This is a genomic window from Sphingobium estronivorans, from assembly GCF_008692605.1.
In the GTDB taxonomy this organism is placed as follows: domain Bacteria; phylum Pseudomonadota; class Alphaproteobacteria; order Sphingomonadales; family Sphingomonadaceae; genus Sphingobium; species Sphingobium estronivorans.
Genome location: NZ_LFCT01000028.1, coordinates 45,691 through 69,258 on the forward strand (window position 1 = coordinate 45,691; position 23,568 = coordinate 69,258).

General features: G+C 63.1%; 21 protein-coding genes. 14 read left to right on the forward strand and 7 right to left on the reverse strand.

Annotated features, from left to right (window positions below):
- Positions 1 to 32: 32 nt before the first annotated feature.
- The 9 genes from F7P65_RS18250 to F7P65_RS18290 all read left to right on the forward strand — a co-directional run bounded on the left by F7P65_RS18250 (position 33) and on the right by F7P65_RS18290 (position 8,364).
- Positions 33 to 812 (forward strand): SDR family NAD(P)-dependent oxidoreductase, encoded by a 780-nt coding sequence (locus F7P65_RS18250; RefSeq protein WP_205452153.1) that lies wholly within the window; start codon positions 33 to 35, stop codon positions 810 to 812.
- Between the two features lie 57 nt (positions 813 to 869).
- A complete protein-coding gene (locus F7P65_RS18255) occupies positions 870 to 1,694 on the forward strand; it encodes an SDR family NAD(P)-dependent oxidoreductase (protein WP_150294273.1) in 825 nt (274 codons plus the stop codon).
- 161 nt (positions 1,695 to 1,855) lie between these two features.
- On the forward strand, positions 1,856 to 2,995 hold the full coding sequence (locus F7P65_RS18260; protein ID WP_150294275.1) for an LLM class flavin-dependent oxidoreductase: 1,140 nt from the start codon (positions 1,856 to 1,858) through the stop codon (positions 2,993 to 2,995).
- A complete protein-coding gene (locus F7P65_RS18265) occupies positions 2,992 to 3,768 on the forward strand; it encodes an SDR family NAD(P)-dependent oxidoreductase (protein ID WP_150294277.1) in 777 nt (258 codons plus the stop codon). Before F7P65_RS18260 ends, F7P65_RS18265 begins: the two co-directional genes overlap by 4 nt.
- Before the next feature lie 26 nt (positions 3,769 to 3,794).
- Positions 3,795 to 4,232, forward strand: a complete 438-nt coding sequence (locus F7P65_RS18270) for a nuclear transport factor 2 family protein (protein WP_150294279.1) — start codon at positions 3,795 to 3,797, stop codon at positions 4,230 to 4,232.
- A complete protein-coding gene (locus F7P65_RS18275) occupies positions 4,229 to 5,068 on the forward strand; it encodes an SDR family NAD(P)-dependent oxidoreductase (protein ID WP_150294281.1) in 840 nt (279 codons plus the stop codon). Before F7P65_RS18270 ends, F7P65_RS18275 begins: the two co-directional genes overlap by 4 nt.
- Entirely contained in the window at positions 5,065 to 5,976 is a 912-nt protein-coding gene (locus tag F7P65_RS18280; RefSeq protein WP_150294283.1) for an NAD-dependent epimerase/dehydratase family protein, read from the forward strand. The genes F7P65_RS18275 and F7P65_RS18280 overlap by 4 nt, the downstream gene beginning before the upstream one ends.
- Positions 5,977 to 6,077: 101 nt before the next feature.
- Entirely contained in the window at positions 6,078 to 6,329 is a 252-nt protein-coding gene (locus tag F7P65_RS18285; protein WP_150294285.1) for a hypothetical protein, read from the forward strand.
- A 286-nt stretch (positions 6,330 to 6,615) separates the two neighbouring features.
- Complete coding sequence (locus tag F7P65_RS18290) at positions 6,616 to 8,364, forward strand: N-acyl-D-amino-acid deacylase family protein (RefSeq protein ID WP_150294287.1); 1,749 nt, start codon at positions 6,616 to 6,618, stop codon at positions 8,362 to 8,364.
- Between the two features lie 213 nt (positions 8,365 to 8,577).
- On the opposite strand, the gene F7P65_RS18295 is transcribed toward F7P65_RS18290, so the two are convergent.
- The 3 genes from F7P65_RS18295 to F7P65_RS18305 all read right to left on the reverse strand — a co-directional run bounded on the left by F7P65_RS18295 (position 8,578) and on the right by F7P65_RS18305 (position 13,038).
- Positions 8,578 to 9,456: a Coq4 family protein gene (locus F7P65_RS18295; RefSeq protein ID WP_150294289.1), complete on the reverse strand. Its 879-nt coding sequence runs from the start codon at positions 9,454 to 9,456 to the stop codon at positions 8,578 to 8,580.
- Positions 9,457 to 9,495: 39 nt separating this feature from the next.
- Positions 9,496 to 11,979, reverse strand: coding sequence for a TonB-dependent receptor (locus F7P65_RS18300; RefSeq protein ID WP_150294291.1), 2,484 nt, complete (start codon positions 11,977 to 11,979; stop codon positions 9,496 to 9,498).
- A gap of 312 nt (positions 11,980 to 12,291) precedes the next feature.
- Positions 12,292 to 13,038 carry a helix-turn-helix domain-containing protein gene (locus tag F7P65_RS18305; RefSeq protein ID WP_150294293.1) on the reverse strand — a complete coding sequence of 249 codons (747 nt, stop codon included), beginning with the start codon at positions 13,036 to 13,038 and terminating at the stop codon, positions 12,292 to 12,294.
- A 351-nt stretch (positions 13,039 to 13,389) separates the two neighbouring features.
- Here F7P65_RS18305 and F7P65_RS18310 point away from each other — a divergent pair, with 351 nt between their 5' ends.
- Positions 13,390 to 14,073, forward strand: a complete 684-nt coding sequence (locus tag F7P65_RS18310) for an SDR family oxidoreductase (protein WP_150294295.1) — start codon at positions 13,390 to 13,392, stop codon at positions 14,071 to 14,073.
- Positions 14,074 to 14,192: 119 nt separating this feature from the next.
- Positions 14,193 to 14,963: an SDR family NAD(P)-dependent oxidoreductase gene (locus tag F7P65_RS18315; RefSeq protein ID WP_205452156.1), complete on the forward strand. Its 771-nt coding sequence runs from the start codon at positions 14,193 to 14,195 to the stop codon at positions 14,961 to 14,963.
- A gap of 100 nt (positions 14,964 to 15,063) precedes the next feature.
- On the opposite strand, the gene F7P65_RS18320 is transcribed toward F7P65_RS18315, so the two are convergent.
- Positions 15,064 to 16,044, reverse strand: a complete 981-nt coding sequence (locus F7P65_RS18320; RefSeq protein ID WP_150294297.1) for a cytochrome-c peroxidase — start codon at positions 16,042 to 16,044, stop codon at positions 15,064 to 15,066.
- Entirely contained in the window at positions 16,041 to 16,568 is a 528-nt protein-coding gene (locus F7P65_RS18325; RefSeq protein WP_150294300.1) for a hypothetical protein, read from the reverse strand. The genes F7P65_RS18320 and F7P65_RS18325 overlap by 4 nt, the downstream gene beginning before the upstream one ends.
- A gap of 76 nt (positions 16,569 to 16,644) precedes the next feature.
- Between F7P65_RS18325 and F7P65_RS18330 the strand changes: the two genes are divergently transcribed.
- Entirely contained in the window at positions 16,645 to 18,786 is a 2,142-nt protein-coding gene (locus tag F7P65_RS18330) for a TonB-dependent receptor plug domain-containing protein (protein WP_150294302.1), read from the forward strand.
- A gap of 143 nt (positions 18,787 to 18,929) precedes the next feature.
- Here F7P65_RS18330 and F7P65_RS18335 read toward each other — a convergent pair whose 3' ends face one another.
- Entirely contained in the window at positions 18,930 to 19,700 is a 771-nt protein-coding gene (locus tag F7P65_RS18335) for an IclR family transcriptional regulator (RefSeq protein ID WP_150294304.1), read from the reverse strand.
- A gap of 241 nt (positions 19,701 to 19,941) precedes the next feature.
- Here F7P65_RS18335 and hmgA point away from each other — a divergent pair, with 241 nt between their 5' ends.
- Positions 19,942 to 21,270 (forward strand): homogentisate 1,2-dioxygenase, encoded by a 1,329-nt coding sequence (gene hmgA, locus F7P65_RS18340; protein WP_205452158.1) that lies wholly within the window; start codon positions 19,942 to 19,944, stop codon positions 21,268 to 21,270.
- Complete coding sequence (fahA, locus tag F7P65_RS18345; protein ID WP_205452161.1) at positions 21,270 to 22,574, forward strand: fumarylacetoacetase; 1,305 nt, start codon at positions 21,270 to 21,272, stop codon at positions 22,572 to 22,574. The genes hmgA and fahA overlap by 1 nt, the downstream gene beginning before the upstream one ends.
- Positions 22,575 to 22,666: 92 nt before the next feature.
- Here the strand turns inward: fahA and F7P65_RS18350 are convergent, their stop codons facing one another.
- A complete protein-coding gene (locus F7P65_RS18350; protein WP_150294307.1) occupies positions 22,667 to 23,530 on the reverse strand; it encodes an AraC family transcriptional regulator in 864 nt (287 codons plus the stop codon).
- Positions 23,531 to 23,568 lie beyond the last annotated feature (38 nt).

Sequence of the window (23,568 nt, forward strand, 5' to 3'; positions counted from 1 at the left end):
CGGCAAAAGAACAAGGATAGGGAGAGCGAATTGTGAGCAAAGATCTACAATCGCGCCTCTCTCTTCCCGGCACGGGCGTCGTGATCACAGGCGGCGCGTCGGGAATCGGCCTGGCCTCCGCCCGGGCGCTCGCCAGCGTCGGGCGGCCGGTCGTAATCTGGGATATCCATGAAGGACGGGCTGTCGAGGCCGCGCAAGCCGTACGGCGAGAAACCGGCACGCCCTGCACCGGCATGGGTGTCGATGTGCGCGATCCTCAGGCGATCGCCGGGGCCGCCGAGCGGACGCGGGCCGCCCTGCCCTCCATCGGCGGCCTCGTCCACTGCGCGGGGATCGTCGACACCGCCTCGCTCGACGGCATCACGCTGCAAAGCTGGGACGACGGGATGAACGTCCATCTGCGCCCCATCGTGCTGCTGTTGCAGGCTTTCCTGGAGGATATGAAGCGCCAGCCCGGCTCCGCCATGGTGGCGACCGCGTCGATCAACGCGACGCTGGGCAATGCGATCAATCCCATTTACACGGCCGCGAAAGGGGGCGTCCTGTCGCTCGTGCGCTCGCTGGCGGACCGGCTGGGACGGGACGGCATCCGCATCAACGCGGTGTCGCCAGGGCAGATCGTGACACCCATGATGACGCCCGCCATCAATGCCCTGCCTCAGGGGCATTTCGAGCAGCGCATCCTGCTGGAACGGATCGGGGAGCCCGAAGAGATCGGCCGCGTGGTCCGTTTCCTGCTTTCGGATGAGGCAAGCTACATCACCGCTGCCGAGATCGTCGTGGATGGAGGCAATATTTCCTCTCAACGATAAGAGGATCGGCCGCCGACAGATCGAGTGAGCAACCAACCGATAATGGGAGAGTGACGCATGGATTTCACCGATAAGAGCGTATTGGTCACGGGCGGGGGATCGGGTATCGGACTCGCCTGCGCCAAAGCCTTTGTCGAAGCAGGCGCCCGCGTCGCCATTGCAGAGATCGACGAAGCACAATGCGCGGCCTTTGCCCAAGCCCATCCGCAGGCGCTGGCCGTCCATTGCGACGTGACGCAGCCCGCTGAGGTCCGCGCGTTCGCGGAGAAACTGCGCGCATGGGACGGCAAGCTCGACGTGCTTGTCAACAATGTTGGTCATTTCGTCCACACGAAACCGTTCGAGGAACTGAGCGACGAGGAAACGGATGCCATCGTCGAAATCAATTTCGGTCAGGTCATGCGGGTGACGCGCGCCATGCTCCCCCTGCTGCGCGCTGCCGCGCCGGGGTCGAGTATCGTCAGCATCACCGCCATCGAAGCGTTTCGCGGCATTCCCAATTGCGCGGTCTACGGCGCGGCCAAGGCAGCGGTCACGGGGCTTACCCAGAGCTTGGCCCTGGAACTGGCGCCCGCCGGAATCCGCATCAATGCGGTCGCGCCGGAGACGACCGATACGCCGCAGGTGCCGCTGGACTATATGATTCCGCCCCGGAACCGGGCGCATATGGACAAGTGGATCCCGCTCGGCCGCTTCGGCCGGCCGGAAGATTGCGCCGGGGCCGCGCTCTATCTGGCCAGCCCGCTCGCATCCTGGGTGACGGGTACGACGATCCATGTCGATGGCGGCGCATTGGCCGCGGCGGGATGGATGCAGACCCCGGACGGCCAATGGACCGTAACGCCGATGATCAGCGGCAATGGGATCAGCTTTGAGGGATAATCGCGGACATCGGCAACAATTTTCCTGCGCAAAATGTTGCCATCTTCGCTTTTGAATCCTAAATTCACGTACCAGTTTCAGGCAGCTAGTCCAAACAGACGATGCCCGATGGACCACCGCAGATAAGTTCGGTGCGAACAATTAAAAAGCGAGGAGAGACGATGAAATTTTCCATCATCTACGAAGCGCAGATGGCCGACCCATCCCCGGAATCCGAGGTCCGCTGCTTCAATGAGATCGTCGAGCAGGTGGAACTGGCTGAAGAAGTCGGCTTCGACAATGTGTGGTGCGTCGAGCATACCGCGCTGACCCAATATGCCCATATGTCGGCACCCGAAACCATGCTGGCCTATCTGGCGGGGCGGACGAAGCGCATCGGCATCGGCCATGGCGTCGTCTGCCTGCCGCCCGCGATGAATCATCCGGTGAAGGTGGCCGAGCGCATCGCGACGCTGGACATACTGTCGGGCGGGCGCGTCCATTTCGGCATGGGCAAGGGCGGGACCCAGCAGGAAGCGGGCACCTTCGGCTATGACCTTGCCGAGCTGCAACCGATGATCGATGAGTCCATGTATCTGATCCCCAAGATCATGACGCAGGACGAGATCGAGCATGACGGGAAATATATTCAGATCCCGCGCCGCCCGATCCATCCCAAGCCGCTGCAGAACCCGCATCCGCCGCTTTATTATGCCTGCACCCGCGAAGCCACGCTGGAACTGGCGGGCAAGCGCGGCATTGGCGCTCTGGTGCTCGGCTTTTCCGGGCCGGAGGAAATCGCGCGCAAGAATGCGATCTACCGTGAGAATTTCCGCAACCGCAAGCAAGAGGATCAGGTCGGTCTCGTGCCCACCGAGCATCTGGCCGCCTTCTGCGCCGCCTGCGTGCTGGACGACCGCGAGGAAGCCCGCCGGATCGGTCTGCGTGGCCAGCGCTTCTTCGCCGAAGCCATCGCCCACTGGTATCAGGGCGGCCCCAAGCCGAGCATCGACTATCTGAGCGCCGAAGAACAGGAAGCCGCACTGGAGAAGGGCAAGGAACAGATCGTCGCCTATCTGTCGGAGGAGCACATCCCCATCGGTGACGAGCATGTCAGCAACTATTCGGTCGCGCAGGATGCCTATGGCAATGCCGACGACTGCATCCGCTATGTGACGCGTCTGCAGGAAGCGGGCGCCGACGAAGTGTTGTTCCTGTTCCAGATGGGCACGGTGCCGCATGCCGCGATCATGGAGACGATCCGTAATATCGGTGCCAAGGTCATTCCCCATTTCCGCACGAAGCTGGAAGCGGCAGAATGAGCAACCTGTTCTCCGATAAGGTCGCGTTGGTAACGGGTGGCGGGTCGGGCATCGGCCGCGCCGCCTGCCAGCGGCTGGCGATGGAAGGCGCGCGCGTCGTCGTGGCCGACATCGACCTGGCCGGCGCGGAACGCACCGTCGAACTGATCGCGGGGCGCGGCGGACAAGCCGTCGCGATCCAGGCCGACATTGCGCGGGAAGAGGATAACCGCGCGATGTTCGACCTGGCCGAAAGCCGGTTCGGCGGCATCGACGCGGCTTTTCTGAACGCGGGTACGCTTCAACCCTATGTACCGCTGGAGGAGGTGACGCTCGATATTTTCGACCGGCTGATCGGGGTCAATCTGCGCGGCACGTTCATGGGCGTGCAACAGGCGCGGGCGCGACTGCGGCCCGGCGGCGCCTGCGTGGTGACGGCGTCGCTGGCCGGGATGATCGGCTTTGCCGAGGCGGCCGCCTATTCCGTGTCGAAACATGGACTGGTGGGTCTGGTCCGTTCCTCGGCGGCAGCCTTTGCCGCCCGGGGCGCCCGGATCAATGCCATCAGCCCCGGCATGGTACTGACCGCGATGACCGGCAATGGCGGGATCGAGACGATCGACGACCCGGAAAGCCTGGCCGATCCGGCCTATCGCGGGGCGCTCACGGCGCAGCAGATCGCGGAAGTCGCGCTGTTCCTGCTCGGTCGTCGCTCGGCGGGGATCAACGGTCAGGTGCAGGCGGTGGACGCCGCTCTGCTGTCGGCCTTCCCGCCGATCGCCGAACTGGTCTGAATTTGCTTTGAAAAAGGGGCGTTTCCATGTCCGACGCTATCCAGTCGCTGATCGATCAAAACCTGTTGCGGCGGACGGCCGAGATTTATGCGGCCGGCGCTGACCGGCGCGACAAGGCACTGTGGCGGCAGGTGCTGGCCGAGGATTGCGTGATCGAAGGTCCCGGCTTCACCAGCGAAGGACGGGACAATTGCCTGCCTTCGCTGGACGCGCTGGGGACCATGTTTCGCGCTACGCAGCATCGGGTCCACCAGCAGACCGTCATCATCGATGGCGACCGGGCGACAGGCGAAACCTATTGCACCGCAGACCATCTGCTCAACAATGATGATACCATCCTCGTCTGGGCGATCCGCTATCAGGATGAATGGCGGCGTGAGGGGAACGACTGGCAATTCACGCGGCGACGGCTGATCGTCGACTGGACGGAAACGCGGCCCGTCACCCTGGGGGTGGGCGCATGAGCGTGCTGACAGGACAAACCGCCTTCATCACCGGCGCCACCGGGGCGATTGCGACGGCGTCGGCCATCGCCATGGCCAGGGACGGAGCCCGGCTGGCGCTGATGGCGCGGCGGGAAGAAGGACTGGCCGCGACGCGGGCGGCGATCGTGGCGACCGTCCCGGAGGCGGATATCCTCACCATCACCGGCGATTGTGCCGATGAGGCCGCGGTGAAACAGGCGCTCATCCAGGCGCAGGGATGGGCCGGACAATTGGACATCCTGTTCGCAACGGTCGGCAGCGGCGATTTCACGCCGCTGATGATGCTGGATGCCGACGCCTTGCGACGGACAGTCGAAATCAACCTGATGACCGCCTTTTTCGTGGTCCGGCACGGCGTTCCGCTGATGCGGCCCGGCGGATCGATCATCTGCACCTCGTCCAGTTCCGCGCCGCTCACCTTCCCTTATCTGAGCGCCTATCACATCGCCAAGGGCGCGGTGGAGGCGCTGGTACGCGCAGCGGCGGACGAACTGGGCAGCGCCGGCATCCGCATCAATGCGGTGCGCCCCGGCCTGACCCGCGCCGAAAGCACGGGCGCCCTGTTCACGACGCCGGGATCGGCCGATCAGTTCCTGCCCGAATATCCGCTCGGGCGGCTGGGCGAGCCGGAGGACATCGCCGAAGTCGTGCGCTTTCTCGCGGGGCCGGGCAGCCGGTGGATGACGGGCGAGTGCCTGTCCGTCGACGGCGGCAACCATCTGCGCCGCAGCCCCGATCTCACCCCAATGGTCGAAGCGATGCATGGTAAGGACCGCATCGCCGCCATCCGTTCAGGAAAGGAAATAGAGGCATGAAACTGCTGGTCATCGGCGGCACGGGCGCTTTGGGCGGCCATGCGGCGATTCATATGGCGGCGCAGGGCCATGAGGTCAGCATTGCGGGCCGCAACGCCCCCAACCCCGCGACGCCCATGGCGAAGATGCCGTTTTTGCAGGGCGACTATGTCGCTGGCGATTTCACCGCCGACCGCCTGAAGGGCTTCGATTGGGTGATCTTCGCGGCGGGCAACGATCCGCGCCATGTGCCGCAGGACAGCGATTTCGATGCCTTTCTGCTGAAGGCCAATCATGAGGCCGTGCCCGCCCTGTTCGCCGCCTGCCGCGAGGCGGGGGTGAAGCGTGCGATCCAGTTGGGCAGCTTCTATCCGCAGGCCGCGCCGGAACTGCTGGCGGGCAATGCCTATATCCGTTCGCGCCTCGCCGCCTGCGAAGGCGCGCGGGCGCAGGGGCGGCCCGGTTTCGACGTGATCAGCGTCAATGCCCCCTTCATGGTGGGCACCGTGCCGGGCCTGCCCAGCGCGATTTTCGAACCCTATATGCAATGGGCCGAGGGACTGATCCCGATCGAAGCCTATGCACCGACCGGCGGCACCAATTTCATGTCCTATCAATCGCTGTCGGAGGCGCTGGAAGGCGCGCTGCTGCGGGGTGAACCGGGCAAAGCCTATCTGGTGGGCGATGAAAATCTCTCGTTCCGGGATTATTTCCAGCTGTTCTTCGACGCGGCGGGCCGGGACGTGCAGCTCGAGGAGCGCGACGCAGAACAGCCGCTGCTCCCCGACGTGGCAATCCCGCAGGGGCGCGGCAATTGGATCCGTTATGAACCCGATGCCGCCGAAACGGCGCTGCTGGGTTATCGCCGTCACGACATCGCCGCCGCGGTGAAGGAAATCGCGGCGCAGTTCGGCAGCGTGAAGGCTTAGGGCAGATAACGATCTGATTTTATCGGATCGAGCCTTCCATACCTGTGTTGAGAGCGATGGCTTCCTGGCTATAACCGGGAAGCCATCCTGACATATTGCCCATGAATAACGCAGACCCGACCACCGTGGGAACGCCCTATAATGACGAGATCGCCAGCGGGCCGCGCTCGCTGGTTAACGGGCGCATCTCGCTGACCGATATCGACCTCAACGGCGCCAGGGCGGAACTCGCGCTGTGGGGCAAGAATATCTTCGACAAGAAATATCGGCTCTACGGGATCGATTTCGGTGCGATCGGCTATGCCGGCAACACCTATGGCGAACCCGCGACCTATGGCGTGGACTCCGCCTGAAGCTGTAAGGCCGATTCGGCATTTCCTTTCTCCGGCGCGCGCCGTCCTTCGGGACGGCGCGCGTTTTTTTGCGCCCATATTGCTGCGGAAACGGGGCTGCGGCGGCGGTAACGGGATCATTCGTCCCGGCAAAAATGGATCATGTCCCGATCCTCTCCCAAAGTTCGTCATCGCTCCCACCGCCCTGGAAGAGTAGCCTTTCCCCAAGCACGACCGCCGGGATTCCCGCGGGACAGATGCAGGTTTTGAGCATCGAGGGAACAGCAACCCCCAAGAGGAGAGAGACATGACCGATATGCTGATCCGTGGCGGCACGGTGATCGACGGTACAGGCGCCAAGGGCTATGCCGCCGACGTACGCATCGCGCGTGGTCGCATCGCCGAGATTGGCGCCCACCTTGCCCCCGCCCCCGGCGAGGAAGTGGTGGATGCCGGCGGCTGCTATGTGACGCCCGGTTTTATCGAAAGCCACACCCATTATGACGCGACGATGTGGTGGCAGCCGGATCTGGACCCCCTGCCAGGCAATGGCGCAACCACGGTGATCCTGGGCAATTGCGGCTTTTCCGCCGCGCCGCTGTCAAAGGAAAAGGCCGCGCAGTTGGAGATGATCAAAATCTTCTCCTTCTTTGAGGATATTCCGCTGAAGCCCTTCCTCCAGCACGTCCCCTGGGACTGGGAGAAATGGTCGGAATATAAGGCATCCATGGCCCGCAACATCAGCCTGCCCGCCAATTATTCCGCCTTTGTCGGCCATATCGCGCTGCGGCTTGCCACCATGGGCGTAGAGGCGTGGGATCGCGCCGCCACGGCGCCGGAAATCGCCCGCATGGCCGAACTGCTGGACGACGCGCTGGCGGCCGGTGCGCTGGGCATGTCGGACAATCTGCACGACCATGACGGCGACGACCGCGCCATCCCGACCCTGCTGGCCGACGATGCCGAGTTCGAGGCGCTGTTCGCGGTGATGGAGCGCTACCCGGGCACCACCTATCAGGTCATCATCGATACCTTCATGCGCAAGACCGGGCCGGAAAGCCTGGAACGGCTGGGCCGGCTGCTGAAGGGCCGCGCCATTCGCATTCAGGTGGCGGGCGGCATTCCGACGCTGCACTTCCAGCGGGACATCCTGCCGAAACTGCAAGAGACGATGGCGCGCCTGAAGGCCGAGGGCGTCGATATCTGGCCGGGTTATGCCCATGTGTCGCCGACCAGCACGCTCAGCCTCGTCAAGTCGCTGATCTTCGCCCAGTCCAACGATTATGTCTGGCATGAAGTGGTGCTGGCCGAAACGCATGAAGAGAAAGCACGACTGCTGGCCGATCCCGACTGGCGGGCACGGGCGCGGGAAAGCTGGGACGCCAAAGCCTGGCCGCATTCGCCGATGAACAATCCCCAGGACCTCTTCCTGCTCGACAGCGAAAATGGCGCGGGACCGGTGGGCGGCACGCTGAAGGAATTTGCCGATGCGCGCGGGCTGCACCGGTCCGATGCGATGGCGCAGTGGATATTGGAGAATGGCACCAAGTCGACCGTGCACATGGCCCCCTTCCCCAAGGATGAGGATCTGACCGTCGACCTGATGCTCGACCCCAAGACCGTCGGCAATATCTCCGACGCCGGGGCGCATCTGCAAATGCTGTGCGGCGGCGGCGAGAATATCCTGCTCTTCACTCAATATGTGAAGGATGGACGGCTCACGCTGGAACAGGCCATCCATGTGAAGACCGGAAAGCTCGCCAATTTCTTCGGTCTGCATGACACAGGAGAGATCAAGGTCGGCCGCCGCGCGGACATTGCGGTGTTCGACCTGGATGAAATCGCCTATCGCAATATGGAAAAGCGCTTCGACGTACCCGATGGCGAAGGGGGCACCACCTGGCGCTTCACCCGCCCGCCCGCGCCGATGCGGCTGACCTTGGTGAACGGGGTCAAGACCTTCGACGGAAGCGCCTATACCGGCGCACGGCCAGGCGAATATCTGGTTCCGACGGCGGCGGCGAACAACGCAACCGCGCTCGAGGCGGCGGAATAAGGAACGGGAAGGGCGGATCGGTTCGCCCTTCCCTCCGTTTGCGGCGCACGCATGCGACTGCCTAATATCATCGCGCTCAGTCTTCGACCGATCACAAGTGGGTTTCGCTCAGGCGCGCTTTACCGAGATCCGATGAGTCACACTCATCGCGCCTTGGTATAAGATTGAGGAGCCATCCCGGCGCCGCCAACCAGCGCCGGGATGGCTTCACCGTCACTCCGCCGCCATGGCGTGGCCGGGACGCGGGTCTTCGCTGACCGAATTGGTCCAGGCCCATTCGCCCGGCGTAGGCGGATTGGTGATGCCCAGTTCCTCGCGAATATCCGTCACCTGCCAGTCGAGATAGTCCCGATAGGGTACGATGAACAAAGGATATTTCCAGTTCCGACCCTGGGCGGCCCCAATGTCTTCCGCATCCAGTTCAATCTTCACCGCTTCGGGATAGAACAGGCCGCTCTTCATCATGGTCTTGGCGCGCAGATAGGCGCTCACCCGGTTGAAAAAGGACGCTAGTTCTGGAACGAAATATCTGTAGATCGCCCGCATGTTAGCGGCAAGCAACGCGATTTCGCCGGCATGATTGGTTTCGAAACCCGTGATCATATGTTCGATGTCATGGGTATGGGTTCGCTCCTTCATATAGAAATCGAAATCGGTCTTGATTTCCATGCCCTGGAAGAAATGATCCATATTATAACCGCTGTTGACCACAAAGTCATAGATCACGGCACGAAGCGTCCCCGGCTTGGCCCCTTCCAGTTCCTCCTTCCGGAACAGCGATATCTTGCGCCCCTCCAGCCAAGCCTTGAATTCCGGCAGGCGCACCTTTTCTTCCTCGAAGAGCTGGAATATGCGCGGCCAATTCTCCAGTTCCATCAATATTTTCACGACATCCGGGATATAGGCGGTATTGGGCAGTTCCGCCCCATTGCGCCGCAACATCTCCTGCGCGATCAGGGACCGCAATTGCGGATGATTGAGATAGGGCGACGAACTGATCAGCACGGAACTTTCAGTCCTGTGCGGCGATTCCCCGCCATTATAATAGGCAAAATCGGCGCTGCTCACGCGTGCGGCAATGTCGTTTTCCATTTTTCGCTCTCCTGTCATTTTCCCTCAAAAAAACCAGCGTCAGAAGGCAAAGCCCAGTTCGACGCCATATGTTCGTCCGCGATCATAACTCGCCACCAGTTGCAGGACGGGCGAGCCGAAAGCCGTATAATGTTTGTTGAACAGGTTCTGGCCGAACAGCGACAGTGACGCTTTCGCGCCGCCCAGCGGCATGTCGACCCAGCCGACGCGGCCGTCGACCACCCAGAAACCCTTCTGATAGGCATATTGGTTGAGCGCGGCGACATTGCCCTGCAAATCGTAGAAGGGCGTCGACACCAGCGGCAAACGGCTGCGATAGCGACCGTCGACCCGTCCCGACACATGACCGCCCATCGCCATGTCCGGCGCATCATATTGAATCGATGCGCGCCCCTGCCATTTCGACGCGAAGGTGGTGCGGGCCACATCCGCCACGTCGACGCCGTTCAGGATAAAACTCTTATAGCCGAAATCGGTGTAGCTGAGATTGCCGCTCAGCGTCAGGCCGCGCATCGGCACGAAATCGGTCTCGATTTCGAAGCCCTTGATGTCGGCCTTGCCCGCATTGTTGAAGAATTGGCGGCCATTGATGAAATTCTGGGTCTGGAGATTCTTGTAATCGCTATAGAAAAGCGCAATGTTCGTGCGCAGCCGGTTGCCCAGAGTCTGGGTCTTGAGGCCCAGTTCATAAGCGGTCAGGGTTTCGGGCCTGTAGGGAATACCGCTCAATATGCCGCCCGCGACATAGCCGGTCGATATCTTGCCATAAGCGGTCACGCGCTGGGTCGGGCGCCAGGTCAGGATCGCCGCCCAGGTCGCTTTCTTATAATCAACCTTGTAATCTCCGACGCCGAGCTGGCCGCCCTGCCCACCCGAAACCTCGTAAATGCGGTTCTCGCGCTTGTCTTTGGTGTAGCGCAGCCCGCCCGTGACATCGAGCGTGTCGGTCAAATGCCAGGTCAGTTGCCCATAGGCGGCATAGCTGTCGTTGATCGCGCGCGTGCGGGTCATACCGCTGCCGAACAGGCTGGCCAGCGAGGGATTGCTGTCGGCGGCATTGATCACCCCGTCGCCATTGAGATCGAAGGGCAATTGCCCCACCGGCAGTCCGGCGATCAGGCCGACCGTTGCCATATCGATCACTACCCCATCGGCGACGGGCTGGAAAATGCCCAGATAGTCGTTTGCAGGCGAATTTTCGTGAAAGTAAAACAGTCCGGCCGTCAGGTCCACCGTATCGGACGTAAGTTGCACCTGAAATTCCTGGCTGAACTGCTTCTGCCGGGTCGACCGCGCGGTCATCAGCGAGAAAAGGGAATCGTTCGGCCCCGGCGCATTGGCGGGGTCCATCACCGCAGCGACATCGCCGACCAGCAGCGCCTGCAATTGCGCGGTGGTGAATTTAAGGCCGCCGCTCGCCGCCAGATCGTAGATATTGGGGTCCTGCCGGAACTTGCGATAGGCCGTGATGCTCTTCAGGGTGACGGCATCGTTCACAGGATAACTGAGCGTCAGACTGTGCCCCTGGGTCACGACCCGTTCGATGCTCGACGCATTGGCGACGGTCGCGAGGCGATCGGGCGAAATATTGGTGATGCCCCCGAACAGCGGCTGAAAGGCGATGATCGGCGACAGCAGCGCGCCCGAACTGTCTGGGATGACGCCCCGGCTCTGGATGGCGCGACCGCTGGACCGCGCGTCCGTATAGTCGAACCGATAGTCGGCGGTCAGCCCGCCCAGATCCAGCCGCGCGGCGACGCCCACGCCATCGACATTGCGCCCGCCCAACCGCTTGACGATGCGCTGCTTGCCGAAAGAGGGGTCGATCTGGCTGAAATCAATGGTGCTGCCGCCGATCAGATTGCGGTAATCGCCCCGAATATCGTCATGCAGATAGGAGAATTTGAGCGACAGCGGCCCGAAGGACGGCAAGTCCACCGAAACCTTGCCCCGTTTTGCATCATAATTGCCGTAGGACACCGATCCACGAACGCCGAACTCACCCGAAGGCGCGGCGGTCGTCAGGCTGATGGCGCCGCTGGTGGCATTGCGCCCGAATAACGTCCCCTGCGGCCCGCGCAGCACCTCGACGCGCTGTATGTCGGACAGGTCGAAGACCGATCCCACCGTGCGCCCGATATAGACGCCGTCCAGATAGATGCCGACCTTGGGATCGACCGCATTGTTCGACGTGCCCGACGCCACGCCGCGAATGATGATGGTCGGATTGGATTGCAGCCCCTGCGTGTTGATCTGAAGGTTGGGCGCAATGCCGGCGAGGGCGCGGACATTGGTGACGCGCAGTTGATCCAGTTGCTCCGCGCCGATCGCAGTGACGGCAACAGGCACATTTTGCAGGCTTTCCTCGCGCCGTTGCGCGGTCACGATGATGTCCGCAAGCTGCCCCTGTGCGGAAGTCGACTGAGGCTCCTCCGCCCGCTGTAACGCTGGCACTTGAGCCAAGGCTGTCGTCGCGGCCAATGCGGACACGCCGGCCAGAACAACGGCAACACATAAACGCATGGCAATCCCCTCTCCTCATGAGGCGATGCCATCCCTCGAACAGGCCGGTCCCTTTGATGGAACCCGGTCCCTCGCCCGGCCTGCGACCACCTGTCGGCAATCACGACCGGACGCCTGGCGGTTTGCCGCCATTATCCCATTTTTCGACGCAGGCCGGAAGTCTTTGCGCTACGGCCAGTCCGCCGCGAGACACTTCCTTCTTGCATCCTCTCAACGCATTTCGCGCCGCATATCTCTATTCTCGCGGCCTCTTCTCTATTTAAATGCAGCGTGTATCGAAACAATCGATACGTCAAGAGCCGACTTCGCTGATCAGGACTTGGACGGTGCGGTCGGACAGGCCACTGCCAAGATCGCATGCCATTCGCCCGGCAGAACACTGGCGCGGCGATCTTCCTGCGCGATGTCGCGCAGTTCGCCGCGAAAGCGCTCGATCCGTTCGGCGACCCGCGCCACGCCCACCGGCGAAAGTTTCAGTGTCTCAACCCCGAAAATCGTCGCGGGATTGCCATAGTCGAGCTTGAAGAAAAGATGCTTCATATGCTTTTCGAAATGCCGCCGCATGGGTTCGCGTCGCCAGACATGCGCCGGGTCGAGCCGCGCCCGCAGCCGCCCTCCGGGCAAGCGGTCGACCAGGGCCAGCCGTTCCAGCCGTTCGACATAATGGACGATCTGTTCGGGCGGGATGCCGAAACCCGCCTCCGCCTCCGACACGGGCCAGCCGTTGACGATCACGAAAAAGACCGTCGACAGGTCCGGACTGGCCGTCAGCGCCTTTTCCTGCGCGAGCGTCAACCGGTCGTCTGGGCGGCTTTCCACGGCACAATGTTCGGCAAGTTCGGTCAGCGTCATATTGGCGAGCGCGCAAAGCTGCGACAGGGTGCGCAGGCTGATGCCCTTGCCATGCAGCCATCTCTTGACCGTTGCGGTGCCAACGCCCAGCTTTTCCGCCATCTCGGCCTGCGTCCATCCGGCAGCCCGCAGGCGCCGCCGCAGGGCCGAGAGCAGTGCCTCATGTTCTGCACCGAAAGGGTCGCCGGAAGGAGGAGAGGAGATCATCTGACGATCCTTTTGCCTGCTGGAAAGATGATGGGACCAGCGTTTCCCGCTAAATCCGAAAGCGCGATGTTCGATCACGGAACGATCCGGGGTCGATGTCCATCCCTCGACTCTTCGGCTGCACAATCCCTGTGCAGCCGAAGCTTGTTGAGTGTGAAATCGCCTTTGCATCCCCCGCCCCTTGGCCCCCGCATAGCCCAGCCCTTTGCGCCGGTCCATGACCCTGCCCGTCGAAAAGGATCAATTCATGGACCGGAACGGGCTAGCGTGACGATCCTTTTGCAACCGCCTTGCCGGATTTTCGAAAACATGCTCCCTAGGCCCCAACAGGACAATCGAAAGGGAGTGAAGATGACTGGACAGAGCAAACGCATCATCGTGACGGGGAGCGCGGGGGTGCTGGGCAATGCCGTAGCCCGGGGACTGGTGGAGGCTGGCCATGCCGTGGCGGGGATCGACCGCCTGACCGACGATCGGCTGCCCGCAACGGTCCATCAATGCGTCGCCGAGGACCTGGCCGATCCGACCCTCGCCGCCCGGGCGGTGGAGGAGGCCCGCGCGAAGCTGGGCGGCGTGGATGGCCTCGTCCATCTGGTCGGCGGCTTTGAATGGGTGCCGGTGCAGGACAGCAGCCTTGCCACCTGGCGGTCGCTATTTTCGATCAATGTCGAAACGGCCTTTTCCACGATCATGTCGACGCTCCCGAATATGGGCGAAGGCGCAAGCATCCTGTGCGTCAGCGCGGCCGCGACGGCCAGCGCCGGGGCCGGCATGGGACCCTATACAGCGTCGAAATCGGGCGTATCGCGGCTGGTCGAAGCGCTGGCAGTGGAACTGAAACCGCGAAAGATCCGGGTCAATGCGATCATGCCCTCGATCATCGACACGCCGCGCAATCGCGCCGACATGCCCGATGCGGATCCGTCCGACTGGACCAGTCCTGCCGCCGTCGCCGACGTCGTCGCATTTCTGATCGGCGATCGATCGCGAGCGATCAACGGTGCGTCCATTCCGGTGACGAACAGCGCCGGCTGACCCCAAACCTTCGAAGCAAAATGCCACTATGCTACGCGATGCGGCATTATTATCCTTCATTATCCTTCAAAGGCGCTGTATGCTTGATATAAGCATACGCATCTTAAAATAGGAGATGGATGATGGTGGATTTCCCGCAGGGCGCAGCGATTGTCTTCGGCGGCAGCGGCGGTATCGGCAGGGGCGTCGCGCTGGAGTTCGCGAAGGCCGGCACCGCCGTTGCCATCTGCTACAACCGCAAGGAGGATGTAGCGCAGGCAACGGCGGAGGCGATCCGGGCGCAGGGGGTCAAGGCCAGCATCCACAAGGTCGATGTGCGCGACCGGGCCGCTGTGGACGCGTTGGCCGAAGCCGCAATAGCCGAACATGGTCGCATCCACAGCGTTGTCTGGGGCGCGGGGCCGCTGGTCCCGCAGGTCCCTCTGGCTGACTGGACTGAGGAACAGTTTCGTCAGGCCGTGGAGGTGGAGGCGTTCGGCTTCTACAACGCGACGCGCGCCTTCATTCCGCATATGCGGGCGCAGGGCGGCGGCAGCTTCGTGCATCTGGGGTCGGCCGGACATGACTGGTGGCCCAAGCTCGACGGTCTGTCGGTCGCGCCCAAGGCAATCAACGAAGCGCTGATCAAGGGCATCGCCAAGGAGGAAGGCCGCCATGAAATCCGCGCCAACTCCGTGCTGATCGGCGTGATCGACGCGGGCATGTTCCATGAACTGTCCGCGCAGGGCGTGTTCGATGAAAAATGGAAAGAGGAAACGCACAAGCTGCTTTGCCTGAAGCGCTGGGGCGAAGCGGAGGATATTGGCCAGGCAGCGGTATTTTTCGCGTCGCGGCGGGCCAATTATGTGACCGGACAGACGATTTCCGTGTCGGGCGGTTTTGGGGTCTAATACCAAGGCGCGATGAGTTTGACTCATCGGACCTTGGTAAAGCCCGCGCGGCGCCTGAGCGAAACCCACTTGTGATCGGTCGAAAACCGAGCGCGATGGTCTAAAGCCTCTTCCCACAGACGCGATCCGGCATGGCAAAGCGGGGATCGGTCAGGAACGTGCGGTCGGTCAGGCTATCGAGAAACGCAAGCAGGAACGGCATCGCCGTTTCCGGCAGCGCCAACCGATGCCGCCGCACCGCTTCCTCCAGCGTGCGGGCCGATCCGTCGTGCCACCATGGCCCCGTCATCGCGACATTGCGTAGCGGCGGCGTACGGAAGCGGCCCGCATCCCGGGCATCGCCGGTCTTTTCACTGAGGCCCGGATCGCGTGCGTGCGGCGGTTCCAGGCGATGATACCGCTCATCGGTCAGGTCCCGCCCGGCATGACAGGAGGCGCAGCCGAGCGAAACGAACAAGCCCGCACCGCGCTTCGCCGCATCCGGCAGCGCAGCACTGTCTCCGCCGCGGAACCGGTCATAGGGGCTGTCGAGCGCAATCAGCGTCCGCTCGAAAGCCGCCAGCGGCGCCGTGACGGTGCCCAGATCGATCCGCCCCTGCGCCGCCGGAAAGGCCCGCGCGAACATCCGGCGATAGCAGGCATCGGGCCCCAGCCGACGCGGCAGTTCCGCCTCTAACCCCTTCATCCCCATTTCCACCGGATGCTCGCCCAGCAGGGGCACCAGCGCCTGCGCCTCCAGGCCCGCGATCGTGGGATCGGCGATCGTGAGGCGTTCGCGCCAGGCGACATTGGCAAGGCCGGGCACATTGCGCCGCCCCGGGTCGCCATGCACGCCCGGCCGCATCGCATTGCCATCGGCAAAGCCGCGCTTCTGCTCGTGGCAGGCCGCGCAGGCCATGGTGCCGTTGGCCGACAGATCGGCATCGTAGAACAGACGGCGGCCCAGTTCGACCTTCGCCGCGCTCATGGCGTTGTCGGCAGGGACCGTGGGCGGTTCGACGCCGGCAGGAAGATCCCAGCGCCACGGCCTTCCCGCCGCGACGAGCAGCAGCAGGGCCGCCGCCAACAGCAGTCGCTTCACGGCAGGCGCGTCACGAGCAGCGTCAGCCTGTCCTCGCCATTGGCCGCGACCTGAAGCGTATAATTGCCCGGCTGCAAGGCATAATCGACCATCTTGCGGATGCCCGAACAGTCCGGACCATGGCCGTGGGCAATAGAGTCCGCCGCCTTGCCATCCTTCACCACATCGACCCAGGCGCCCGACCCGAGCGCCACGCGCCATGTCCCCGCCTGTTGGACGGTGAAGCTGGCCAACCCGCCATAGCTGACCGTCCCGCCGGGCTTGGCCGGGCGCAGCGGATAGGCGATCTTCGGCGTCGGCAGCAGCGCCATCGCCACCGCCTGCCCCGGCGTCAGCACGGCCCGGCCAGCCGCCTTCCGGTCGGCGGCAGCCCGCAAGGGGACGGGCTTGTTCCATGCGGCAAGCGGGGCGGGCAGGTCCGCCTGCGTCGCGCATGGCGCCTTAGCATGTTCCATCTGCGCCAGCGCGGGCACGGAGGACAGGGCCGGCAGAAGAGGCAGCAGGAAAACAGCACGAAACGGCATCAAGGGCTTCCTTCCGGGAGTCAAAGCTATATACGACCCGATATAGCGAGTCGAACGACCAGAAAAGGGGAATTTCATGCGTATCACTCCAGCCCTGCTGTTGGCGGGCACAGTCTTCGCGCCCATGGCGCAAGCACAGACCGACGCCGCGCCCGAAGCCAACCTGTCAGACCGCTTCTCTTTGGGCCAGATCGTCGTCACCGCGCCGAAAACCCAGGGCATAGAGATTGACGGCAGCACCCTTTCCTCCGATGCCATCTACACCTTCAGCCGCACGGCGCTGGACGATGCAGTCAATCTGATGCCCGGCGTCGCGGCGGGCAATAGCGGCGGCACCCGCAACGAGCGGCTGGTGTTCGTGCGCGGCTTCGACCGCTTTCAGGTGCCGCTGTCCATCGACGGCATCCGTGTCTATCTGCCCGCCGACAACCGGTTGGACTATGGCCGCTTCCTGACCACCGACATTGCCGAAGTGCAGGTGGCAAAGGGCTATGCCTCCGTCCTCGACGGCCCGGGCGGCATGGGCGGGGCAATCAACCTGGTCACGCGCAAACCGACCAAGGCATTGGACATCGACGTGCGCGGCATGGTGAATTTCGACAATGACACCGATTATGCGGGCTATTCCACATCGGCCATGGTCGGCACGAGGCAGGACAAATGGTACGCGCAGGCGAGCTACGCCCGCAGCTTCACCGATCATTGGGGCCTGCCCAATGACTTCACCCCCCGCAATCCGGCGCTGGAGGATGGCGGCGCGCGGGACTTTTCCCGCACGCGGGACTGGCGCAGCAATGTGAAGCTGGGCTTCACCCCCAACGCGACGGACGAATATGCGATCAGCTACACCCACCAGTCCGGCGACAAGGGCGCGCCGCTGCACATCAGCGACACGGTGACGACGCCGCGTTTCTGGGACTGGCCGAAATGGGACATCGACAGCGTCTATTTCCTGTCGACCACCGCTCTGGGCGACCGTGCGACGCTCAAGAGCCGGGCCTATTACAACGTCTTCGATTCCATGCTGCGCTCCTTCGACGACCGGACGCTGACGACCCAGACCAAGGGCTATGCCTTCGACAGCCCCTATCGGGACAAGGCGTGGGGCGGCTCGCTCCAGCTCGATTTCCGCGCCAGCGACGCGGACACGCTGCGCATTGCCTGGCATTATCGCCACGACAAGCATGTGGAGTTCCAGACCAGCTTCTCCTCGACCGGCGTGGGAACGACCGAACCGAGACAGACGCAGACCGAAGACACCTATTCCATCGCGCTGGAGAATGAACTGCACATCACGCCCGCGCTCCGCTTCACCCTGGGCGGCAGCTATGACTGGCGCGACCTCAAGCTGGCGGAGGAATATGGCTCTCCGCTGGGCACCAATGGCGCGAAGCTGCTGTATAATTATCCCCGCCGCGACGCGGATACGTGGAACCTGCAAGGCCGGTTCGACTGGCAGGCGAGCGAGGCGCTGACGCTGCACGCCAGCCTTTCCTCCCGCGCCCGCTTTCCGACCATCTTCGAACGCTTCAGCCAGCGTTTCAACAGCGCCATCCCCAATCCCGACCTGAAGGCGGAACGCGCCACCAATGCGGAAATCGGCGGAAGCTGGGCCAGCGGCCCGGTCCGGGTGGAAGGCGCGCTGTTCTACAGCTGGGTGCGCGACGCGATCTTCGGCGTACCGACGCCCGCCTATCCCTGCACCGCGTCGACCACGCCGCCCGCCATGCCCACGCCGGGCTGCGCGCTCACCAACCTGACGCAGAGCCGCAATGTGGGCAGCGGCCATTATTATGGCGTGGAACTGTCCGTATCGGCAACGATCCTGCCGGGTCTGGACGCGGGCGTGAACTATACCGGGATCAAGCGGGTACTGGACTATGCCGCCAACCCGCTCTTCCACCCGACCGGCGTGCCGACGCATAAGGGCTTTGCCTATCTGGACTGGGCGCCGGTCGAAAAGCTGCATATCGTTCCGAGCGTGGATCTCGCCTCCAACCGCTGGACGCTCTTCACCGCGACGACCGCAAGCCAGCCGCAAATCTATTACCGCACCGGGGCCTATGTGAATGCCGGGCTGCGCGTCGATTATGCGCTGAACGACCATGTCGAGATCGGCGTGGGCGGGCGCAACCTGTTCGACGATTATTATACGCTGACCGACGGCTTCCCCGAGCCGGGCCGAACGTTGTTCGCCAGCATCCGGGCCCGCTACTAGGGGACTGGAGCGCGCTGTATCCCACCCAATGCAGCGCGCTCCAAATTTTGGTCGCATCATTCAGGCTGAAACGCAGGCGCAAGCCCTTGCAAGCTCATTCGTCGACGATCCGCCCGGCCAAGACCCCGGCGGGGGAGGATCGATCAGATATTGCGAACATCACCGTCATGTCCAAGCAGGAAAGAGATGCGTTCCGCGCACGCGCGCAGGGCGATGGCCGTGTCCCCGTCCAGGCGCGCATCGAACGCCGTCGCGGGGCCCAGCGTGCACAGAACAGCAGCACATCGGCCTTCGACGTCGAAAATGGGCGCCGCCAGCGCGTCGATGCCCGGCACCAGCAAGCCGTTGACGTTGGTCATCCGGCGTTCGCGAATCTCGGACAGCAGCTCTCCGACGGGCTGGCGGTCCAGCGCGCCCATGCGGAATTGCTCATAATCCTCCGCGAACTGCAATTGCTCGCTCGACAGGAAAGCCGCGAAAATCAAGCCTGTCGCCGAACGAAGCGGAAGCACCGATCCCAACCGTGTGACGACCGTGATCGCTGAGATCGACTGCAACACCCGCACCGCCGTCGGGCCGCGATTGGCCCATACGCTCAGAAGGCAGGTAGAACCGATCCGCTCACGCAACGCCTCCATCGGTTCGGCCGAGACCTTGACCAGATCCACGCGCCCCAGCGCTGCCGCCCCCATGGCGATCATCTCCGCGCCAAGGCCGTAATGGCCGGTCGCCGGATCCTGCGCCGCCAGGCCGGCTTCGATCAGCGCATGCACATAACGGTGCACCTTGGCGGGTGCCATGCCCGCGACCTTGGCCACCTGCGACAGCGGCGCGAACGCCCCTGTCCGTCCCAGCGCCTTGAGTATCTCAGCCGTGGTAATGGCAGCCTGCACCTTGTCCCGCATGTCGGCCATTTCATCTCCGGATTCTACGCCTTCCACTTCGCCTTAATTACGTTCCCAGATATTGATTACGCAATACGTAATTTTATCTGGACAGACTCGATCAACGGAGTCATTCTTAAGCTGCGCCCAGATCATTCGGGAAAGCCTGGGGAAGTCTGCAAGCCTCCGACCGGTCTTCGCAGCCGCCGTCGACGAGCCAGCACATCCCGAAAACAGGGTAATCCCGAAACAGGACGAACGAGCAATCAGCATGACCCTCCTTCATCCCCCGTTCGACGCAGCAACAGGCAACGCCCGGCCCATGCACAGCGGCTTCGGCAATCATGTGGCGACCGAAGCGGTGCCGGGCGCTCTGCCGGTGGGCCGCAACAGCCCGCAAAAGGTCCCCTATGGCCTCTATGCCGAACAGCTGTCGGGCACGGCGTTTACCGCGCCAAGGACGCATAATCTGCGAAGCTGGCTCTACCGCATGCGTCCGGCCGCCATGCACCCGTCCTTCACCCCTTATGATGGGGCAGTGCTGCTCCGTTCGGCCCCCTTCGTGGAAGTGCCGCCTTCGCCCAATCGCCTGCGATGGGATCCGTTGCCGCAGCCTGAAACGGCGTGCGATTTCGTGGACGGGCTGGTGACATATGCGGGCAATGGCGACGTCGCCCGGAGCGAGGGCATCGGCATCCATCTGTACCATGCGAACCGGTCGATGGAACGCCGGGCCTTTTTCAGCGCGGACGGCGAACTGCTCATCGTCCCTGAAGCGGGCACGATCGAACTGCTGTCCGAAATGGGCCGCTTCACGGTCGAACCGCAGCAGGTCGCGGTCGTTCCTCGCGGCGTGCGCTTCCGCGTCCTGCTGTGCGGGGACATGGCGCGCGGCTATGTCTGCGAAAATTACGGCGCCCCCTTCCGCCTGCCCGATCTCGGGCCGATCGGCGCCAACGGGCTTGCAAACCCGCGCGATTTCGAGACGCCATCGGCCTGGTTCGAGGATGATGACTTTCCCTGGCTCCTGATCCAGAAGTTCCAGGGCGGCCTCTGGCAGACATCGCTGTCGCACTCCCCGTTCGACGTGGTTGCGTGGCATGGCAATCTTGCGCCTTATCGCTATGACCTGCGGCGCTTCAATACGATCAACACCGTCAGCTTCGACCATCCCGATCCTTCGATCTTCACGGTCCTGACCTCGCCGTCCGACACGCCGGGGACGGCCAACTGCGATTTCGTCATCTTCCCACCACGCTGGATGGTAGGCGAAGACACTTTTCGTCCGCCCTGGTTCCACCGCAACGTCATGAGCGAGTTTATGGGCCTCATCCATGGCGTCTATGATGCCAAGGCCGGGGGTTTCCAGCCGGGCGGCGCATCGCTGCACAATTGCATGAACGGCCATGGGCCGGATCAGGACACTTATGCCGCCGCCATCAAGGCCGATCTGGCGCCGGTCAAGATCAAGGATACCATGGCTTTCATGTTCGAAAGCCGTCACGTGATCCGGCCGACGCGCTGGGCTGTCGAGACGCCGGTCATGCAGATGGACTATGACGCCGTCTGGTCGGGATTTAACAAAGCGGAGATTGTCTGATGCCCCCCATGATCGATGCAACCCACGATCCCAGGCTGCGGAGCTGGGTCTCCGGCGCTGACGACCATGGGGACTTCCCCATTCAGAATCTGCCCCTCGGCATGTTTTCGCCCCCGCAGGCCACGCCGCGCGCGGGCGTGGCGATCGGCGATCATATCCTCGATCTCAAGGCGGCGGCGCAGGCCGGTCTGATCGTGAACGAGTGCGCCGCGCTGGCCGCCGGGGCGAGCGACGGACTCAACGCTCTGCTGGCCGCCGGCTCCGCCGTGCGCGCCGACCTGCGAGCCCAGCTTTCCCGGCTCCTGGAGGCAGGCAGCCCGAAGCGGGCGGCGGCCGAGCCGATGCTGCATGCGCAGGCCGATTGTACCCTGCACCTGCCCGCGCGCATCGGCGACTACACCGATTTCTATGTCGGTATCCATCACGCCACCAACATCGGCAAGCTGTTCCGCCCCGACAATCCGCTGCTACCCAACTATAAATATGTGCCGATCGGCTATCATGGTCGCGCCTCCTCCATCCGGCCCAGCGGCGCGCCCGTGCGTCGGCCGGTCGGCCAGCAGAGCGGCGGCGACAGCGGCCCGGTCTTCGGCCCCTGCAAACGCCTCGACTATGAACTGGAGATGGGCGTCTGGATCGGCAGCGGCAATCCGCTGGGCGAGCCGATCGACATCGCCCGCGCGCCCGATGCGATCGCCGGGCTGTCGCTGCTCAACGACTGGTCCGCGCGCGACATTCAGGCATGGGAATATCAGCCGCTGGGGCCGTTCCTCTCGAAGAGTTTCCTGTCGACCGTTTCGCCCTGGATCGTCACGGCCGAGGCGCTCGCGCCCTTCCGTATCGCCCAGCCCGCGCGGCCCGAGGGCGATCCGGCCCCGCTTCCCTATTTGCTGGACGAAGCGGATCAGGCCGGTGGCGCGTTCGCGATCATGCTGGAGGCGTTCATCAGCACCGCGCGGATGCGGCAGGAAGGGATCGCCCCGCACCTGCTGAGCCGGGGTCCGGCCAGCAACATGTACTGGACGGTGGCTCAGATGGTCGCCCATCACAGCGTCAATGGCTGCAACCTGCAATCCGGCGACCTGCTCGGTACCGGGACGATTTCCGCGCCCACGCGCGATGGCTTCGGGAGCCTCATGGAATTGTCGTCCGGCGGCAAGGAGCCGGTCGCGCTTCCCACCGGGGAAAGCCGTTCCTTCCTTGAGGACGGCGACCGCATCTCCCTGCGCGGCGTGATGGAGGCAAGCGGCTATCGATCCATCGGCTTCGGCGCGTGCGATGGCATAGTGGAGCCCGTCCGTTAAGGATTCCGCCCGGGGATGGATCGCACGCATGGACCTGATGAGCGCCTGCTCGGAGGTCCGCAGAAGCTATAGCCTTTTCAAAGCAAATGACATCACCCACTGGCTCGATACGCAGATGGCGTCATGCCCACGGTCACTAAAAAATGCCGCGAAAATGCCGAATGGTCGGAGTAGCCGCAATGATAGGCGACCTGTTTGAGCGACAGGCTGTTTGCGGCCAGCAGTTCCTTTGCCCGCCTGATCCGCGCCGCCTGAAGATAATGGGAAAATGGCATGCCCATGTCGGCGCTGAAAATACGGGAAAACTGCCGCACGCCGATTTGGAACAGCGCCGACACCTCTTCCATCGAAATCCGCAACGTCGCGTGCGACTGAATATAATCGTCAATGATCTTCTGGCGCTCGCTCCTGTCTGCCTGCGAAGGGGACTGCCGGGCGACGCTGGACAGATAGCGCATCACGTCGAGACTGGCGAGTTCGCTGAGGCTTTCCAGCGCCGCAGCCGATACCCGATCCTGATGCCGCGTTTCCGCGATCAGCCGGAGCAAAGTCTGCTCGAGAGCTCCAGAATTGATATTCAGGCAATGGCGCAGTGCCCCCGGCGTGATCCCCGCCAATGCCCGGTCCAGCTCCGGAAAGCGGCCTGGCGCAAATTCCAGCCGTCCCAGCCGCAGCGTTCCTCCTGCCGCTTTCAGACGCATCGGCATATGCGCCGGGATCAGCGTCACAGATCCGAAGGGAATGTCCGCGGCAAAGCCGTCATCGCCCTCGAAACAGCCCGTACCCTGTATGGGACTGGGAAAACGATAGGTCAGGCTATGCATGTCGTTCCGCACGACCCACCCTTGTGACAAGTCCCACTGATCGACCGTCAGATCGAACCGCAAATCACCGGAAGAGAGCCTCTGCTTGACGATCCTGTTCAATACAGGGGTCGAGATGCGCTGAACGTCCATGTCCGGAAGATACTATCCAATGTCTCGATTGTTCAAGA

Bases quoted from the DNA above. Each gene is read 5' to 3' on its own strand.
- F7P65_RS18255 (WP_150294273.1), top strand. From the start codon at position 870: ATGGATTTCACCGATAAGAGCGTATTGGTCACGGGCGGGGGATCGGGT.
- F7P65_RS18260 (WP_150294275.1), top strand. From the start codon at position 1,856: ATGAAATTTTCCATCATCTACGAAGCGCAGATGGCCGACCCATCCCCG.
- F7P65_RS18265 (WP_150294277.1), top strand. From the start codon at position 2,992: ATGAGCAACCTGTTCTCCGATAAGGTCGCGTTGGTAACGGGTGGCGGG.
- F7P65_RS18270 (WP_150294279.1), top strand. From the start codon at position 3,795: ATGTCCGACGCTATCCAGTCGCTGATCGATCAAAACCTGTTGCGGCGG.
- F7P65_RS18275 (WP_150294281.1), top strand. From the start codon at position 4,229: ATGAGCGTGCTGACAGGACAAACCGCCTTCATCACCGGCGCCACCGGG.
- F7P65_RS18280 (WP_150294283.1), top strand. From the start codon at position 5,065: ATGAAACTGCTGGTCATCGGCGGCACGGGCGCTTTGGGCGGCCATGCG.
- F7P65_RS18285 (WP_150294285.1), top strand. From the start codon at position 6,078: ATGAATAACGCAGACCCGACCACCGTGGGAACGCCCTATAATGACGAG.
- F7P65_RS18290 (WP_150294287.1), top strand. From the start codon at position 6,616: ATGACCGATATGCTGATCCGTGGCGGCACGGTGATCGACGGTACAGGC.
- F7P65_RS18295 (WP_150294289.1), bottom strand. From the start codon at position 9,456: ATGGAAAACGACATTGCCGCACGCGTGAGCAGCGCCGATTTTGCCTAT.
- F7P65_RS18300 (WP_150294291.1), bottom strand. From the start codon at position 11,979: ATGCGTTTATGTGTTGCCGTTGTTCTGGCCGGCGTGTCCGCATTGGCC.
- F7P65_RS18305 (WP_150294293.1), bottom strand. From the start codon at position 13,038: ATGATCTCCTCTCCTCCTTCCGGCGACCCTTTCGGTGCAGAACATGAG.
- F7P65_RS18310 (WP_150294295.1), top strand. From the start codon at position 13,390: ATGACTGGACAGAGCAAACGCATCATCGTGACGGGGAGCGCGGGGGTG.
- F7P65_RS18315 (WP_205452156.1), top strand. From the start codon at position 14,193: ATGATGGTGGATTTCCCGCAGGGCGCAGCGATTGTCTTCGGCGGCAGC.
- F7P65_RS18325 (WP_150294300.1), bottom strand. From the start codon at position 16,568: ATGCCGTTTCGTGCTGTTTTCCTGCTGCCTCTTCTGCCGGCCCTGTCC.
- F7P65_RS18330 (WP_150294302.1), top strand. From the start codon at position 16,645: ATGCGTATCACTCCAGCCCTGCTGTTGGCGGGCACAGTCTTCGCGCCC.
- F7P65_RS18335 (WP_150294304.1), bottom strand. From the start codon at position 19,700: ATGGCCGACATGCGGGACAAGGTGCAGGCTGCCATTACCACGGCTGAG.
- hmgA (WP_205452158.1), top strand. From the start codon at position 19,942: ATGACCCTCCTTCATCCCCCGTTCGACGCAGCAACAGGCAACGCCCGG.
- fahA (WP_205452161.1), top strand. From the start codon at position 21,270: ATGCCCCCCATGATCGATGCAACCCACGATCCCAGGCTGCGGAGCTGG.
- F7P65_RS18350 (WP_150294307.1), bottom strand. From the start codon at position 23,530: ATGGACGTTCAGCGCATCTCGACCCCTGTATTGAACAGGATCGTCAAG.